The organism is Shewanella sp. ECSMB14102 (assembly GCF_000813075.1).
In the GTDB taxonomy this organism is placed as follows: domain Bacteria; phylum Pseudomonadota; class Gammaproteobacteria; order Enterobacterales; family Shewanellaceae; genus Shewanella; species Shewanella indica.
The window spans coordinates 68,440-84,300 of the sequence record NZ_JWGX01000011.1 but is presented as its reverse complement, the minus strand read 5'-3'; the positions used below and the strand labels follow the sequence as shown (position 1 = coordinate 84,300).

Genomic DNA, 15,861 nt, shown 5'->3' with positions numbered 1-15,861 from the left:
AAGGACTGAATATGGACGAAAAGCGCAAGTTTTCGCGGATCCTGTTTAGCATAGATGCCCAGCTGAGCTGCGGTGACAAGGTGTGGAGCACCCATTTGCTGGATCTCTGTCTCAATGGCGCCATGGTGGAAGAACCTGCCGATTTCGCTCCCGAAGGCGTGCTGAAGCTGAGTTTTTGCCTGCCCCAGTCCGAAGTTGAACTGTGCATGGAGGCTGATGTCGTGTATCGCCGCAACGGCCTTCTGGGCCTCAAGTGCGGGCTTATTGATATCGAGAGTATCAGTCACTTAAGACGGCTATTGGAGCTGAATCTTGGTGATGCCTCACTGCTGCACCGGGAGTTGGAACAGTTTATCGCCGAACATGAACAGAGCCGCTGAAGCGGCTCCTGCTTCACAGGTCACAGGGCGGCAATAGCCCTGTTTGCCGGGCTATTACTCCACATAGCACTCACATAGCGCTCACATAGCAATCATAAAGCCCCGAGTGCCTCGCTGAGTTTGCTCACCCCTATCACCTGCATCCCCTGAGGCGGCTTTTTCGGCATATTGGCCTTAGGCACAATCGCCCGGGTAAAGCCATGCTTGGCAGCTTCCACCAAACGCTCCTGACCATTGGGCACAGGACGTATCTCACCGGAAAGGCCCACTTCGCCGAACACCACCAGATCCCTGGGCAGAATATCACCACGGAAACTGGAAACCATGGCCAACAGCAGAGTCAAATCGGCGCTGGTTTCTGTCACCTTGACACCACCGACCACGTTAACAAATACATCCTGATCCGACATCTGTAAGCCGCCATGACGATGCATTACCGCCAGCAACATAGCCAAACGGTTGGCATCCATCCCCACGGCGACTCGCCGCGGATGCGACAGTGCCGAGCTGTCCACCAACACCTGTAGCTCCACCAGCAGCGGCCGGGTGCCCTCCCAAACCACCATCACCAAGGAGCCGGAGGCAGCTTCATCGGCGCGTGACAGGAATATCGCCGACGGATTGGCCACTTCCTTGAGCCCCCGTTCCGTCATGGCAAATACCCCAAGCTCATTGATCGCGCCAAAGCGGTTCTTATGGGAGCGCAGGGTACGGTAGCGGCTATCGCTGTCCCCTTCAAACATCACGGAGCAATCTATGCAGTGCTCCAGCACCTTGGGGCCGGCCAGAGAGCCATCTTTGGTGACATGGCCGACCATGATAATGGCGATACCATTTTGTTTGGCAAAACGGGTCAGAAAAGCGGCCGACTCACGAACCTGGGCCACACTGCCGGGGGAAGACTGCACATCGCTGATATGCATCACCTGAATCGAGTCTATTACTATGACCTTCGGCTTCTCCCGCAGTGCCACAGTGCAGATGGTCTCGACACTGGTTTCGGACAACATCTTCAAACGTCCGGTGGGCAGACCCAAACGATGGGCACGCATAGCCACTTGCTGCAAAGATTCCTCGCCGGTGACATAGAGAGCCGGCATTGTCTCTGCCAGCTGACACAAAGTTTGCAGCAGCAAGGTACTCTTACCGGCCCCCGGATGACCGCCAATCAGGATGGCACTGCCGGCGACTATGCCGCCACCGAGCACACGGTCGAATTCGATAAAGCTACTGGGGATCCTGGGCACTTCGTTGAGATCTATCTGATCCAGCGTCTGGATCTCACTGGCACCGGCACCGGCATAACCGCTGAACTGCCCCCCCCGGGATGGTGTGGCCGCCCCCAGTCTGACTTCGGTAATGGTATTCCATTCATGACAAGCACTGCACTGCCCCTGCCAACGGGGAAAGTCCTGGCCACATTCGTTGCACACGTATGCTGTTTTATTCTTCGCCATCTGGGTTCAAACTTGTGTAAAATCTGTAATAGTTAATTAAAATAATTGCACTTTCAAAGTGATAGTTTCAGCGCGATAATCCCGATTTGGGTTCAAGCTTCCCAAAGCCGGGCCGACATAAGACTAACAGTCAGCACAAGAATAAGCACCCTTTAAAGAGCGAGTCCATGAGCCCAGATCACCACAGCGCCCTGATTGAGCAACTCAAGCCCCTGATGATGGAGCCGGACTTTAGTGAGATCTTCTTGCAGCTCACCGCCGAAGAGTCCAACTCGACCCGCTTTCTGTTAAAGATGGAAATCCAGCGCCTGGCTTCCCCCTGTCTGAGGATCATTGATCTCAGAGACAAATCGGAACTGCCCTGCCTGGAGTATCGCTTCGCTGACCAACGCCATTATCTCGATGCCCCGGCCAAAGAGGCCTTAGATGCCGCACTGGCGCTGTACCGCAACCAGTACACAATGGGAGTATATGAACAGGTGATGGAGGCTCATCGCCAGCGTCGCCAACGACTACAGCAAACGCCCCGCAATCAGGAAGGCCAGGAGAATCCCTATCTGGTACCCGGAATCGTCCTGGGACGTTACTTCAACCGCAGTGAAGAGCGGATGAACTACAGCATCAAGATAGCGGTTTCCCAACCCGGCAGAGAAGAGTTGCGCGGCAATACCGCAGATCTTTCCGTCGGTGGCGCCAGGGTGCGCCTGCCCGCCAGACACAACTTAGATCTTAACCGGCCGCTAAGGGTCAAGCTACTGGACCTCAGCGATGAATACTATTACCGGGATCTGCAACTCGGAGTCGACTACCAGATAGTCGATGCCCAGACAGAGCAGGATACCTGCTGGATGCGGCTAAAACGCATCGGCGGCAGTGAGCAGCTCTCCGAGCTACTTGCCAGCCTTATTCGCGGTTATAAGTTCCGTTACAAGGTGGATGTCAACGATGTACTGACAACAGCAACAGGACTGGGATTTGAGCGCCATTATCTGGCCCATCTGCCACACCTGCCGCTGTTTATCGAGCAGGACAGCCAAGGCAAGCCAACTATTGGCGCTTTGCTGCTGAGCCGGGACAATCAGGCACTGCTGCACGATTTTCTCGATGAAGCCGATATCAACCAATTGCCGGGACTGCTGAGCAAGCAGAGACTGGCGGCCATGCTCGCCGAACCGGACAACGCCGAGCACAGATTACTGTTCAGCTTTACCTATAATGCCCGTGGTCAACTCTACTTCTACTCAGCCAGCCTCAGCGAGCTGAAAAAAAGCCGCTTGCAACCTCTGTTTCTGGGCTTTGGTGCCACCAAGGGCAGTTGGAAGGTTATCCAGGTGAGCCTGGATGCCATAGACCACCAGGGTTCCTACAAGGCCTCCATGCTCCCGGGGGATGACAGCAACTACTCGGCACTGACCGAGCAGCAACTGAGCAAATACAGCCACATATTACAGTTGATGGACGTGACCGACGAACAGGCCACCGAAGAGTATCGTCGCTGGCCATTCAAGATGGACGCCAATGAGCTCAAGCGTTTCGGCCAAGCCAAAATCACCACCAACAGTATCCGATTGGTGTCCATGTATTTCAGCGAGCGACGTCAGGAAGCCAGGTTCTCCTTCAAGACCTTGGTCAACATCAGTCAGGGAAAACAGCAATACACAGGGATCACCCACGACATTTCCAGTCGTGGCCTGCAGCTGAATCTGGATGAGAACGCGACTCTCAATCCCAAGGAGCCACTGCTGCTGAGCTTTCCCAAGCTGCAGGAACTGGCGCCCAAGGCAAAACTGCAGGCACTGCCCTACCGCTTGGTGCGCAGCCGTAAAAACGGTGTCACCCTGCATCTGGCGGCGGTGATGGGCCACACGCCTCATCCGGGAGTGGAGTTTTTGCAGCGCCTGATAGAGCAAAACCGCGAGAAATTGCAGCAACTGACAGAAAATAACTCTGAGGTCAAAGAACTGGCCGAAGGAATGAAAAACCTCTTGATGCGCAAACTGCATTCAGTGCCTTTCCTTGTGGAAAAAACCGTCAAGTCTTTCCGTTTTTCGGCGCTGGGGGTCGGCGTCAAGCCGGATGTCGTCAGCGACCTGTTCGCCAACAGCAGCGCTGAACAGTTGCAGTTCAATCTCGAACCTTTACTGCAAGACGGCCGGCTGAAGCGCGACTTTATCGGTCCGATACGGGCAATGAAGCCGCAGATGACCATGGACAGCTTCGAAGTCTTTGTGCAGTTGGTGCGCCAATCCAGCGGCCAGTTGCGGCTGCGCTGCACTGCCCGCCATGAGCTGACAGAGCGTCAGGCTCAAATAGATTTTATTCGTCAGGCGCAATCGCTCGGCAGCTTTATGGCCTTGAAAGTCTATCGCGGCGCTGCCGGTAAACCGGATCTGGGCTATATCCGCCGCGAGCTGGAATATATAGGTGTCCATGCCAAGCACAAGGCCAAGAAGCTCGAAGAGATGCTATGGCGGGTCGTGGGCGTCGGCGAGTTTTTGGAGATCACCAGCGAGGTATTGCTGCGCTACCCGGAACTGAACCCTGATGCTCAATCACTGACGCTGGAAAGCTCAAAGCCCTGATACCAGGCAAGCACCTTGTTGAAATGATCGGTCGGTGCATCCACATGGGTCAGCATATCCGCATGACCATAGTCGTGGCGATTGCCGTTTTCCCGTGACAGCAAGGTAAAGCGACTATTCTGCAAGCCGCATTCGGCCATCATATCCAACACATCTTCCGGGTTGCCGAGCACAGTGTCATTCTGTCCGGCGATAAACCAACTCTTGGGCCAAGTGGCTTTGGCGGCAGCCTGGCCATAGTCAAAACCATCGTCATGATCTATCCAATCTCCGCGCACCCAATCTATGCTCTGCTGCAGCGAAGCCCGGCTCTCGTTATCCATACCCATGCGCCACTTGTCGGCCGCAAGATAGCCGTGACCGGCGGCAATCCCTGGAGCCAGGCGGTTCCAAACAAGATCCACCATCAACCACTTTTTCAGTGACCTGACTCTTATGGTGCGCTTGCTGCCAAAGGTAAGCAGTGATGCCACCGAGGCTTGCAGCTCAGGAAACCGGGCCAGGGCACTGGTCATCAGCACCCCGCCCCAGGAATGGGCGCACCAATGCAGCTTGTCCAGCGACTCGGCCTTAAGCAGATATTGCTGCACCAAGGGTAGTTGTTCACGGATGACCTCGCCTTGCCCAAGCTCGAACCCACGCGCCAGCTTAGGCGTGCTGAGGCCACGACCTGCACTATCCATTACATAGACGGTAAAGCCCGCCTGAGCCAGAAACGGCGCCAGACCTCGACCGCTGCTGCTATAAAATACCCGGCCGTTGGACATGGCACCATGCAACATCAAAATCGGGATCTGATGCCGAAAACCGGCAGCGGGAGAAATTTTGCGAAGGTGCAGCTCACCATTGCGATAAGGCAGAAAGATTGATTGCTGTACAGTTTCCATGAATTGTGTCGTCACCGGGTTCTATAGCAGAAGCTAATAAAACCCGGTCATAAAAACAAGAGCAATCACTCTAGTTCTAACGGTTGACGCTTCAGCGCCCTTGCAGCAAGAAAGGTAATGCCTGCAGGCCCAGCTTATTGATCTTCGCCGCAGCCGCCGCAGCCAGCTTAGGTTTGGCATGATAGGCAATACCAAAATCGGCTGCCTGCACCATGGGGATGTCGTTGGCGCCATCGCCTATAGCCAACCTTTGCCCGGCAGCTATCTGCCACTGCCCGGCGCATTTTGTCACCACATCGGCCTTGAAGGCGGCATCCACTACCTGACCGCGAACCTCGCCGAGCAACTTGCCATCGCTTATTACCAGTTCATTGGCAAAGGCAGCATCCAACCCAAGCAACTGCTGCAGATGACCAACAAAGGGAGTAAAACCACCTGAGGCTACCACAGTGCGCCAGCCATGGGACTTGAGCTCGGCTATCATGCTCTCAAGCCCTGGACTCAGGGGCAAGCGGGCACAGAGGTCATCAATAATACTTTGGTCGGCGCCCTTGAGCTTGGCCACCCTCTGGCGCAGGCTTTGTTCAAAGTCCAGCTCTCCCTGCATCGCCCGTTCGGTCACTTGTGCCACCTCGGCGCCCACGCCGGCAGCGGCCGCCAATTCATCGATACACTCAATGGTAATCGCGGTCGAGTCCATATCCATCACCAACAGGCCTGGAGTAGAAAGCTCAGGTAAATTCGCTGTCGCGGCTATGGGCAGGTAATCCAGCTCGCCAATTGACTCAAGACGTTGCAACATGGCTTGACAGGGGCTGGTTTCGAGTTGTAACTCAAGCCCATACAAGGATTGCTCGCGCTGCAAAATTGCCACCGCCCTCGGTGCCAGCTCAAGAAGCAAGTCGGCAACAGCAGCCGCGGCCTTTTCACTGAAGATCAACCGCAGTCGCTCGCCTTGAGCGTGTAGCCCTTCCTTGAATGCCGGCCAAGTGTGCTGCTGCAGACTCAAGGTATAGACGCCATCTTGACGCTGACTGGCCAACAAGGGAAAAGGTAAGACTGACTCCATGGTCACTGCTCTCCGGCTATCGGGCATACCCATAATCCATTATGATTAGGGAAACACCGAATTGATTAAGGGACAAAGTATTGTTGTTCAAGGGCCTTAAAAAAAGCCAGAAGATCAGCAGACTGCTGCAGATCGCCATAGCCGTCACTCTGCTGGTCGGCCTGGTCCAGCTGTGGCAGACAAGCCTACTACAAGGGCAGCGGCTTCTGAAGACCCAAACCCAAAAGATGGCCAGATTATTGGTGCAACAAACAGCCTACGGTGCCGCCCCGGCGCTGCAACTGCAAAATGATGAGCAGTTGCAGTGGCTCGCCAGCGCATTGGTGGAAGATCCCAAGGTGATGGCGGCGACTATCTACAGTGAGGATGGCCAGCGCTTATCCTTTGCCCAGGACGTCAGCCCCGAATTGTTGGAGCCGGATTCCCCGGAACTGGATGATCTGCTGGCGCCCTATCCCCCTTATGTCGAGCCGGTGATCCAGCAAGGTAACAACCTGGGGTTTGTCGAAGTCAGGCTTGATCCCAAGCTGTTTTTCAATGAGATCCAGGAAGCCCACCAGCTGAATATGGAGCAGCAGCGACTGATGCTGATAGTCGCGGGCTTTATCGGCCTGCGATTATCACGGGCCTTGTCGTTCAAACGCGCCGACTTTGACCGCCGCCGCACCCGGGTCAAACGCAGGCGTAAAAAGCTCAAGCAGCAAGACAAAGCAGCCGCCAAGGAAGCCGCGGATACTGAACTGATTGCCACCGAAAGCCAAGATTCAGCCCCGGATACAGGCGAATCCCAGACAGAGCTTGCCGCTGAATTCAACACCAATACGTCTCCCAAACAGGCTGAACAGCCCGCCAAAGCATCGGCCACAAAGGCTGCCAGGCCAGAGCTCTCAGAGGTAAACACCGAATCTGGGATTGGCAATAAAACAGGGGAAAAAATCCAAACAGAAACAGGCTCTGAAACTTCAGCATCCCCAATTGACCCAAGTAACCAAAGAGACCAAAGAGACCAAAGAGACCAAAGAGACCAAAGAGACCAAAGAGACCAAAGCGAAGCCAAGCAAGCCAAGCAAGCCAGCGATAGCCTGATCCCGGATCCTATCGATACGGACAATCCCCGCAGTAAACGTCCCAGGACAGAAGTAGCCCCCAAACGGGAGCCTCAAACTGCAGAAGCAAACAAAAAGAACAACTAGCCCAAGAGCTAGCTTCTGCTACAGAGCTGCGCTCCAGGAATAAGCGAAAAGGCTTAAACAATAAGGGCTCCCGAGGGAGCCCTTATGATGTCAGTTAGCTACCGGATTACAGGGTAATCGCGGCGTCCAGCGTCATGACGATCATATCGTTGAAAGTGGTTTGACGCTCATCAGAGCTGGTCTTCTCACCGGTACGGATATGGTCGGAGACAGTTACCACGCAAAGAGCGCGGGCACCGAATTCATGGGCAACACCGTAGAGACCGGCAGCTTCCATTTCCACACCCAGTACCCCCATCTTTTCCATCACGTCGAACATCTCAGGATCCGGAGTGTAGAAGAGATCGGCAGAGAACACGTTACCTACACGAATTTTGGTACCGTGAGCCTTGGCTGAGTCAACCACGGCGCTCATCAGCTCATAGTTGGCGATAGCGGCAAAGTCCTGGCCCTTGAAACGCAGACGGTTTACCTGAGAATCGGTACAGGCGCCCATGCCGATGATCACATCGCGCACTTTCACGTCAGTACTGATTGCACCACAGGTGCCCACACGGATCAGGTTCTTGACACCATAGTCCTTGATAAGCTCAGTGGCATAAATGGAGCAGGAAGGGATACCCATACCTGAACCCATCACAGAGATACGCTTACCTTTGTAAGTACCGGTAAAACCAAGCATGTTACGTACATCGGTAACCTGCTCTACGTTTTCCAGAAAGGTTTCGGCAATGTACTTGGCCCGCAGTGGATCGCCAGGGAAAAGTACGGTTTCAGCGAATGCGCCGTCAACTGCATTGATATGTGGTGTTGCCATCGAAATAACCCCGTTAGTTTTATAAAGACTCAAGTCTGTTTATTAAAGACGGCTCCGGCGAGGGAGCCAAATCTTGTCAGCGAATAAATGATTCGCCGTATTCCATTGGTTCCAGCTTGAAGTAGCTGGCAATGGATTGGCCGATATCGGCAAAGCTCTTGCGACGCCCCAACGAGCCGGCACTCAAACCTGCGCCATAAGCCAGAACCGGCACATGTTCGCGGGTATGATCTGTGCCTTCCCAGGTAGGATCGCAACCATGGTCTGCGGTCAGGATAAGCAAGTCATCCTTATTCAGCAGTGCCAGGATTTCAGGCAATCTTGCATCAAAGTATTCCAGTCCCCGGGCGTAACCTGCCACGTCGCGGCGGTGACCATAATGGGAGTCGAAATCCACGAAGTTGGTGAAGACTATGGTGTTGTCACCGGCAGCCTTGACCTGCTCCAGTGTAGCATCAAACAAGGCTTCCAGGCCCGAGGCCTTAACCTTGCTGGTGATACCGCAGTGGGCATAAATATCGGAAATTTTACCGACACTGACCACTTGGCCGCCGGCGGCTTTGAGCTTATCCAGCACAGTTTTCGCCGGTGGCTCTACTGCGTAGTCACGGCGATTGCCGGTGCGAGCAAAATCGGCGGCGCCGCTGCCAACAAAAGGTCGCGCTATGACTCGGCCCATATTATATGGCTCAAGCTCTTCACGGGCGATTTCACACAAACGGTAGAGGTTCTCCAGGCCGAAACTCTCTTCATGACAGGCAATCTGAAACACAGAGTCAGCCGAAGTATAGAAGATGGGCAGGCCCGAACGCATATGTTCTTCACCCAACTCTTCAAGAATCGCAGTTCCGGATGCGTGACAATTACCGAGGAAACCGCCAAGGCCGGCGCGCGCCAGGATCTTATCGGTCAACTCTTTGGGGAAAGAGTTTTGCTTGTCGCTGAAATAGCCCCAATCAAACAGCACGGGAACACCGGCCATTTCCCAGTGACCACTGGGGGTATCCTTGCCTGAGCTCAGCTCTTCGGCATGGCCATAGGCGCCTATCAGCTCGACATCGGCGTCAAACCCAGGGGCAAACTGACCTGTGCTTTCCATGGCGGCATGTGCCAGCCCCAGACGGCTAAGATTGGGCAACTTCAGCGGCCCTTCACGGCCATCATTGGCACGCCCTTCGGCACACTCTTTGGCGATATGACCAAAGGTATCTGAACCCAGGTCACCAAACTTGGCAGCATCACCGGCTGCACCGACGCCGAAGGAATCCAGCATTAAAATAATGGTACGTTTCATACTACTTCTCCTGGAGATCGGCGGCGCGGATGGCGCGATAAATCTCCGGTGTTTTCTCAGGGGCGCTGTCGCCAATGACTATGGCTCGGCGCACAGCGGCAGCGGCTTCTTCGAAGGCGCTTTCTGACTGGGCATGCACCATTGCCAGCGGCTTGTCGGCATTGATTTCATGTCCCAGGGCACAAACCTGTGTCAGGCCGACGCTGTAATCCAGGGCATCACCAGGCTTACGACGACCACCACCCAAAGTGACCACAGCCAAGCCGAGTTCACGGGTATCCATACTGTAAGCAAAGCCTGAACGCTCGGCATATACAGGACGAATAATCTTGGCTTGGGGCAAATATTTTTCAGGATGTTCGACAAAATCGGCCGGGCCACCCAGTCCGGAAACCATACGGGCGAAGATCTCGGCGGCCTTGCCATTATCCAGCACGGCGTTGAGCTTACTGCGGGCCTCGGCCTCATTGGCGGCAAGGCCACCGAGCAGCAACATCTCACTGCAAAGTCCCATGGTGACTTCGTAAAGGCGCGGATTACGATATTTGCCGGTAAGGAAATTCACCGCCTCAAGCACTTCGACCGCGTTCCCGGCGCAGGAGGCCAACACCTGGTTCATATCTGTCAGCAGCGCCGTGGTCTTGGTACCTGCACCATTGGCAACCGCAACAATAGAGCGAGCCAGCTCCTCGGATGCCTGATAAGTAGGCATAAAGGCACCGCTGCCCACTTTGACGTCCATCGCCAGCGCATCCAGGCTACAAGCCAGCTTCTTCGACAGAATAGAGGCGGTGATAAGCGGGATCGATTCGACGGTGGCCGTGTTGTCACGAATGGAATAGAAACGCTTGTCGGCAGGGACCAGATCGCCGGTTTGACCGATAATGGCCACACCGACCTCTTTAACTACCTTACGGAATAGTTCGCTGTCGGGCTCAGTCTGATAGCCGGGAATGGCGTCAAACTTATCCAGAGTACCACCTGTGTGGCCCAGACCACGACCGGAAATCATGGGAACATAACCGCCGCAGGCTGCCGCCATAGGGCCAAGCATCAGGCTGATAACATCACCCACGCCGCCTGTGCTGTGTTTGTCTATGACAGGGCCGTCGAGCTGCAGGCTATCCCAATTGAGCACAGTGCCGGAATCACGCATAGCCGTAGTCAGTGCGATGCGCTCATCCATGGCCATGTCGTTAAAATACACCGCCATCCCGAATGCAGCTATCTGACCTTCAGACACACTGTTATCGGTAATGCCTTTGACAAAGAACTGGATCTCCTCCTTGGAAAGCGCCATTTTTTCACGTTTTTTACGGATTATCTCTTGTGCCAGAAACATAATACTGCCTCCTTTCTGCTGCAACCTTGTCTATAAAAGCTGTTACAGCATTGGGGTTGGACGTCAAATGTGTAGTAATTTTATTACAGATACTAACCAAGTTTTGACGTCCCCAAATAGACTTGGATCACAATCAGCGGGGATTAGTAACCTTGAGTCGGTGCTGGTGCGTCAGCCAGTTCCAGCGTGTGCAGCAGACTGGACAGCAGGCTGGATGCACCGAAACGGAAAGTCCGGGGAGACACCCAGTCACTGCCCAGAATACGCTCGGCTACGCCAAGAAATTCAGCAGCTTGGGCGGCATCACGCACACCACCGGCGGGCTTGAAGCCTACAGCAGGATTCTTCTCACTGATAACAGTCAGCATGATTTCAGCTGCTTCAAGAGTGGCATTGACCGGCACCTTACCGGTAGAGGTTTTGATAAAGTCAGCGCCGGCATCGATAGACAGCTCAGAAGCCTTGCGAATAAGCGCCGGGTCTTTCAGCTCGCCGGATTCGATGATCACCTTCAACAGCACATCTTCACCACAGGCTTCTTTGCAAGCCTTCACCAGCTCAAAACCAACAGTTTCGTTGCCTTCCATCAGCGCACGATAAGGGAATACCACATCCACTTCATCAGCACCGTAAGCGACTGCTGCGCGAGTTTCCAGCACCGCGATAGCGATGTCATCATTACCGTGAGGGAAGTTGGTGACTGTGGCAATACGGATATCATCGGCACCCATGGCATCCAGAGTCTTGCGCGCGATAGGAATAAAACGTGGATAAATGCAGATAGCAGCGGTATGACCGGCCGGGGTATTGGCCTTATGACACAGATCAATCACCTTCTGATCAGTATCATCATCATTCAAGGTGGTCAGGTCCATCAGTTGGATGGCGCGCTGTGCTGCTTGTTTTAAATCGCTCATAATTGCTCTCCGAGACATAAAATCAAAGGATTAAAAATCTGTCTTGGCAGCGCCAGAGGGGCTTTTGTGGTTATTGTTATGGCCGGGCCTTCGGGCGACGCCTGCATTTGACTGCAAATCATCTTTGTAGGGTATTCAACCTTGATAACGAGTATCACGACTTGAATCCTTGAAGACCGGGAAGGGGGAACTCGAGTTCCTTGCCTTGCCGCGAAAAATCCCTTTTAACGCGAGAAATCTGTCAACCTTTACATAAACAAGCTGAACCAGCTTCCGGCTATTAATCCGGGTTCATTGAACCCAATTCACTATAGCTCAGGCTTAGGTAAAGATTAAGTCAGAGCAAAATAAAAACGGGGGTGACCCAATTTTGGGTCACCCCATCAGAACTTAGAACTTGTAGGTCACACTGAAATAGTGGCCCCAACCCGTTGTATCCAAACCACCCCAGAACTCGTTGGCAAACGCTTGGTTATTCAGGCCATATACTCTGTTGTAGTACTTGGCACCGTAACCAACCGCGTAACGATCTGAATGCCAGTACAGCCCCAGGAACACGTTACCACCATGAGAAGAGTTATTGTTCTTACCAGTAAAGGCGTTGAAGTTGTTTGGATCAACGTCCATATCGAACTGCCAATCGATATAACCTTGGAAAGACAGGAAGCTCTTGTTGTCGAAGAAGTAGAAAGGCTTGAACCAGTTCATAGAGAACTGATAACCGTTCCAATCCTTCTTATTGAAGTCATAAGTAGCGTACAGGTTCATGCCGGTTTTACCCAGCCAAGGCACCATAACGTCTGCACCGATACCCCAGAATGATACGTTGGTATCACCTTCAGTCTCTACTTTAACGTCTTTACCATCTGGGTCTTTGGCATCGTAAACGCCTGTGATAGCGCCACCGCCCCAGTTAAACAGAGTAGAGAAGTAAACTTCTTGGATAGGACCGGCTGACAGATCCCAACCAGTCATGGCGTCGATTGAGAAGCGAGGAGCGAACTTCATGAACATCTTGCTCGCGCCATCAACCTTGTCACCAGACTTGCTGTTTGCCAGGTTAAATACATCGACATAACCATACAGATCAACAACACCAGAGCGACCACCGAACTCCATTTCCAGGTAGTTATGTTCGGCATCGGAACCGGCAGCAATTGGATGCTCATCAATAGAGTACATCGCATTAAACTGCATCCACTTGTAGTCACTACCGTGCAGATCAGAACGATCGGCAGCATAGGCGTTGCCAGACATGGCGGCGACCGCGGTAGCGGCTAAAGCTAAAGTTTTAACGTTTTTCATCATCAACCCCATTCATCTTTGGTTCTCGCCACCCTCTTGGAGCGGCATTCTTTTAATTGGCGCCCGCATTCTACCTTCTCCGTCCAAAACTACAAGAAAGACAAAAATAAAATGCGAACACTTAATTTTATATTTGAACAAAAGTACCCATTTCACTCACTTGCCAGAAATATCTGCACTCTTGTTCTGCTCATCTTGCCAACCATAGATAGGCATATGAGCCAAGCAAAGCTAATTTGGAAATCGATTGGGTTAACAAGAGGCCTGCGAATTCAGGCCTCTGTTCACTACCGTCTTACAGTGCCAGGAACAAACCGGCCAGAGTCGCACTCATCAAGTTAGCCAGAGAACCGGCAACCACAGCGCGCAGACCCAGTTTAGCCAGATCGTGACGACGATTTGGTGCCATGGCACCCAAACCGCCCAGCAGAATTGCGATGGAAGACAGGTTAGCAAAGCCACACAGAGCGAAAGAGACAATCGCCATTGTACGGGCTGTCATTGGCGCCTGAGTTTCAGCCACACACATAGGCAACTCTTTAGTGACGTCAGCGGCAACTGTAGTACAAGCCATAGCAGCATCATGGATGAAAGGAGCGAAGTTCATGTAAGCCACAAACTCGTTGACCACTATCTTCTGACCGATGAAAGAACCTGCAATCATGGCTTCATTCCAAGGCACACCAATGAGGTAAGCCAGCGGCATGAAGATATAACCCAGGATCAGTTCCAAGGTCAGGTTTTCCATGCCGAACCAACCGCCGATACCACCAATGATACCGTTGATCATGGCAATCAAACCGATGAAGGCCAGCAGCATAGCACCAACGTTCAGCGCCAGGTGCATACCGGAAGAAGCACCGGCTGCAGCAGCGTCAAGCACGTTGGCTGGCTTGTCAGGATCGTCCGGCAGCTCATCCATGTCGTTCTTGGCAGTTTCTGTCTCTGGGTGCATCAATTTGGCCATCAACAAGCCACCTGGAGCGGCCATGAAAGATGCCGCAACCAGATACTGGATCGGTACACCCATCTGCGCGTAACCTGCCAGAACAGAACCCGCGATAGATGCCAGACCACCGACCATAATGGCAAACAGCTCAGATTGAGTCATGGTAGGAATGAAGGGACGAACCACCAGAGGTGCTTCGGTCTGACCCACGAAGATATTGGCAGTGGCAGACATAGACTCGGTACGGCTGGTACCCAGGGCCTTCTGCAAGGCGCCGCCTATGATGCGGATAATCCACTGCATGATGCCCAGATAATAGAGCACAGCGATCAGAGAAGAGAAGAACACTATGATTGGCAGCACGTTTACTGCGAAGATAAAGCCGACCTTAAAGTTAGCCAAATCACCAAACAGGAAACCGATACCATTTTGTGCATAACCGATAACACTGGAAACAGCGTCGGAGATACTTTTCAGGATATCTTTACCGACCGGCACATACAGCACAAAGCCACCGAAAGCGGCCTGAATCGCCAGTGCACCACCGACTGTTCTAAGATTGATTGCTTTCTTGTTGTTGGACAACAAGAAACCAATCGCGAGTAGGGTGACCACCCCTACCAAGCTCATAAGTATATTCATTAACCATCACCCTATTGTTAACGCTTTTTAATTATGTTGTTAACCAACCTTTTTCCGAGCAAGATTATACCCGACCTCCGGGGCAAAATCGTCGTTTTGATCAAGTTTTTGAAGTTAATTTTCAAAAGTTTAGTCACCGCATGTAATGCGAGTTACACCTGTTCCATTAAAAAAAACTAAAGCTCAAATAGTTGCATTAGATTCTGTTGGAGGTGTTCTGATATTAGAACATTGCTGTTTTTCTGCAAATTCGCCATTTCGGCTATTATTTGTACCAGCGTCAGAGGGGTATTGCGCTTTTCCGGCAAGAAATGAGGTGCCATTGAGGGTGAATCCGTCTCGATCAAGAGCGCATCCAGAGGTAATTTGCTAACTGTGTCACGTAACTTTTTTGCGTTTTTATTCAGCAATAAGCCACCAATCCCCAATTTGAAACCCAGTTCCAGATAAGCGATTGCTGTTTCGTAGGAGCCGTTGAATGCATGAACTACTCCGCCCCGCGGCAGTGAATACTGTTTCAGCATTCCCAAGAGTTCATTATGGGTCTTCACCGAATGCAATATCAGTGGCAGCTTCAACTCCGACGCCAAGGCCAACTGCCCATCAAGCACTCGGTATTGTAAATTCCAAGGGGCATGCGCCGGGTTATCTGGTGCGAGCTCTGCCTTGGGTTTATCCAAACCACACTCGCCAATTCCCACCATCAAAGAGTCATTCGCCGTTATGAGCTCGGTTCTCAGTGCGGCAAGGGATTGATCACATTCAATGAGGGTTTTCGGGCAATACCAGGGATGGATCCCCAAGGTATAAGGCAGTTGCAGTTGGTGAGCAATCGCTTTCTGTTTTGACCAATGTTCACGGCTAACACCGGGAATTATGGCCCCACCAATACCGGCAGCCTTCATCGCGGCTATGAGGGCTTGCCTGTCATGATCAAACTCACTGAAATCCAGATGAGCATGGGAGTCAAAGATCATGTTGTTTTCCTTCTTTTTGTCCGTCTGCCAGAGGTTCTTCCTGCTCACGT

General features: G+C 52.7%; 13 protein-coding genes. 3 read left to right on the top strand and 10 right to left on the bottom strand.

The features are described from left to right. Positions 1-11 precede the first annotated feature (11 nt). Positions 12-380, top strand: a complete 369-nt coding sequence (locus RC73_RS05250) for a PilZ domain-containing protein (protein WP_039033656.1) — start codon at positions 12-14, stop codon at positions 378-380. Between the two features lie 92 nt (positions 381-472). Here RC73_RS05250 and radA read toward each other — a convergent pair whose 3' ends face one another. Next, the gene (gene radA, locus RC73_RS05245; RefSeq protein ID WP_039033655.1) at positions 473-1,837 is read right to left on the bottom strand and encodes a DNA repair protein RadA; all 1,365 of its coding nucleotides are present in this window, start codon (positions 1,835-1,837) and stop codon (positions 473-475) included. Between the two features lie 167 nt (positions 1,838-2,004). Between radA and RC73_RS05240 the strand changes: the two genes are divergently transcribed. Then, complete coding sequence (locus RC73_RS05240) at positions 2,005-4,419, top strand: PilZ domain-containing protein (protein WP_039033654.1); 2,415 nt, start codon at positions 2,005-2,007, stop codon at positions 4,417-4,419. Here the strand turns inward: RC73_RS05240 and RC73_RS05235 are convergent. Both RC73_RS05235 and serB read right to left on the bottom strand, forming a co-directional pair. Continuing rightward, a complete protein-coding gene (locus RC73_RS05235) occupies positions 4,386-5,306 on the bottom strand; it encodes an alpha/beta fold hydrolase (protein ID WP_039033653.1) in 921 nt (306 codons plus the stop codon). The two genes, RC73_RS05240 and RC73_RS05235, sit on opposite strands and share 34 nt — an antisense overlap. A 91-nt stretch (positions 5,307-5,397) precedes the next feature. Then, positions 5,398-6,348, bottom strand: a complete 951-nt coding sequence (gene serB, locus RC73_RS05230) for a phosphoserine phosphatase SerB (RefSeq protein ID WP_404830124.1) — start codon at positions 6,346-6,348, stop codon at positions 5,398-5,400. A 107-nt stretch (positions 6,349-6,455) separates the two neighbouring features. Here serB and RC73_RS20985 point away from each other — a divergent pair, with 107 nt between their 5' ends. Continuing rightward, entirely contained in the window at positions 6,456-7,568 is a 1,113-nt protein-coding gene (locus RC73_RS20985; RefSeq protein WP_200887986.1) for a YtjB family periplasmic protein, read from the top strand. A gap of 106 nt (positions 7,569-7,674) precedes the next feature. Here the strand turns inward: RC73_RS20985 and deoD are convergent, their stop codons facing one another. The 7 genes from deoD to RC73_RS05190 all read right to left on the bottom strand — a co-directional run bounded on the left by deoD (position 7,675) and on the right by RC73_RS05190 (position 15,808). After that, positions 7,675-8,385: a purine-nucleoside phosphorylase gene (deoD, locus tag RC73_RS05220; protein WP_039033651.1), complete on the bottom strand. Its 711-nt coding sequence runs from the start codon at positions 8,383-8,385 to the stop codon at positions 7,675-7,677. Positions 8,386-8,461: 76 nt separating this feature from the next. After that, complete coding sequence (locus RC73_RS05215; protein ID WP_039033650.1) at positions 8,462-9,679, bottom strand: phosphopentomutase; 1,218 nt, start codon at positions 9,677-9,679, stop codon at positions 8,462-8,464. Between the two features lies 1 nt (position 9,680). After that, positions 9,681-11,021, bottom strand: coding sequence for a thymidine phosphorylase (gene deoA / locus RC73_RS05210; RefSeq protein ID WP_039033649.1), 1,341 nt, complete (start codon positions 11,019-11,021; stop codon positions 9,681-9,683). 143 nt (positions 11,022-11,164) lie between these two features. After that, entirely contained in the window at positions 11,165-11,938 is a 774-nt protein-coding gene (deoC, locus tag RC73_RS05205; RefSeq protein WP_039033648.1) for a deoxyribose-phosphate aldolase, read from the bottom strand. A 390-nt stretch (positions 11,939-12,328) separates the two neighbouring features. Beyond that, positions 12,329-13,243: a nucleoside-specific channel-forming Tsx family protein gene (locus RC73_RS05200; RefSeq protein WP_039033697.1), complete on the bottom strand. Its 915-nt coding sequence runs from the start codon at positions 13,241-13,243 to the stop codon at positions 12,329-12,331. A gap of 295 nt (positions 13,244-13,538) precedes the next feature. Next, positions 13,539-14,834: a NupC/NupG family nucleoside CNT transporter gene (locus RC73_RS05195; protein WP_039033647.1), complete on the bottom strand. Its 1,296-nt coding sequence runs from the start codon at positions 14,832-14,834 to the stop codon at positions 13,539-13,541. Positions 14,835-15,010: 176 nt separating this feature from the next. Further along, on the bottom strand, positions 15,011-15,808 hold the full coding sequence (locus tag RC73_RS05190; RefSeq protein WP_039033696.1) for a TatD family hydrolase: 798 nt from the start codon (positions 15,806-15,808) through the stop codon (positions 15,011-15,013). Between the last annotated feature and the right edge of the window lie 53 nt (positions 15,809-15,861).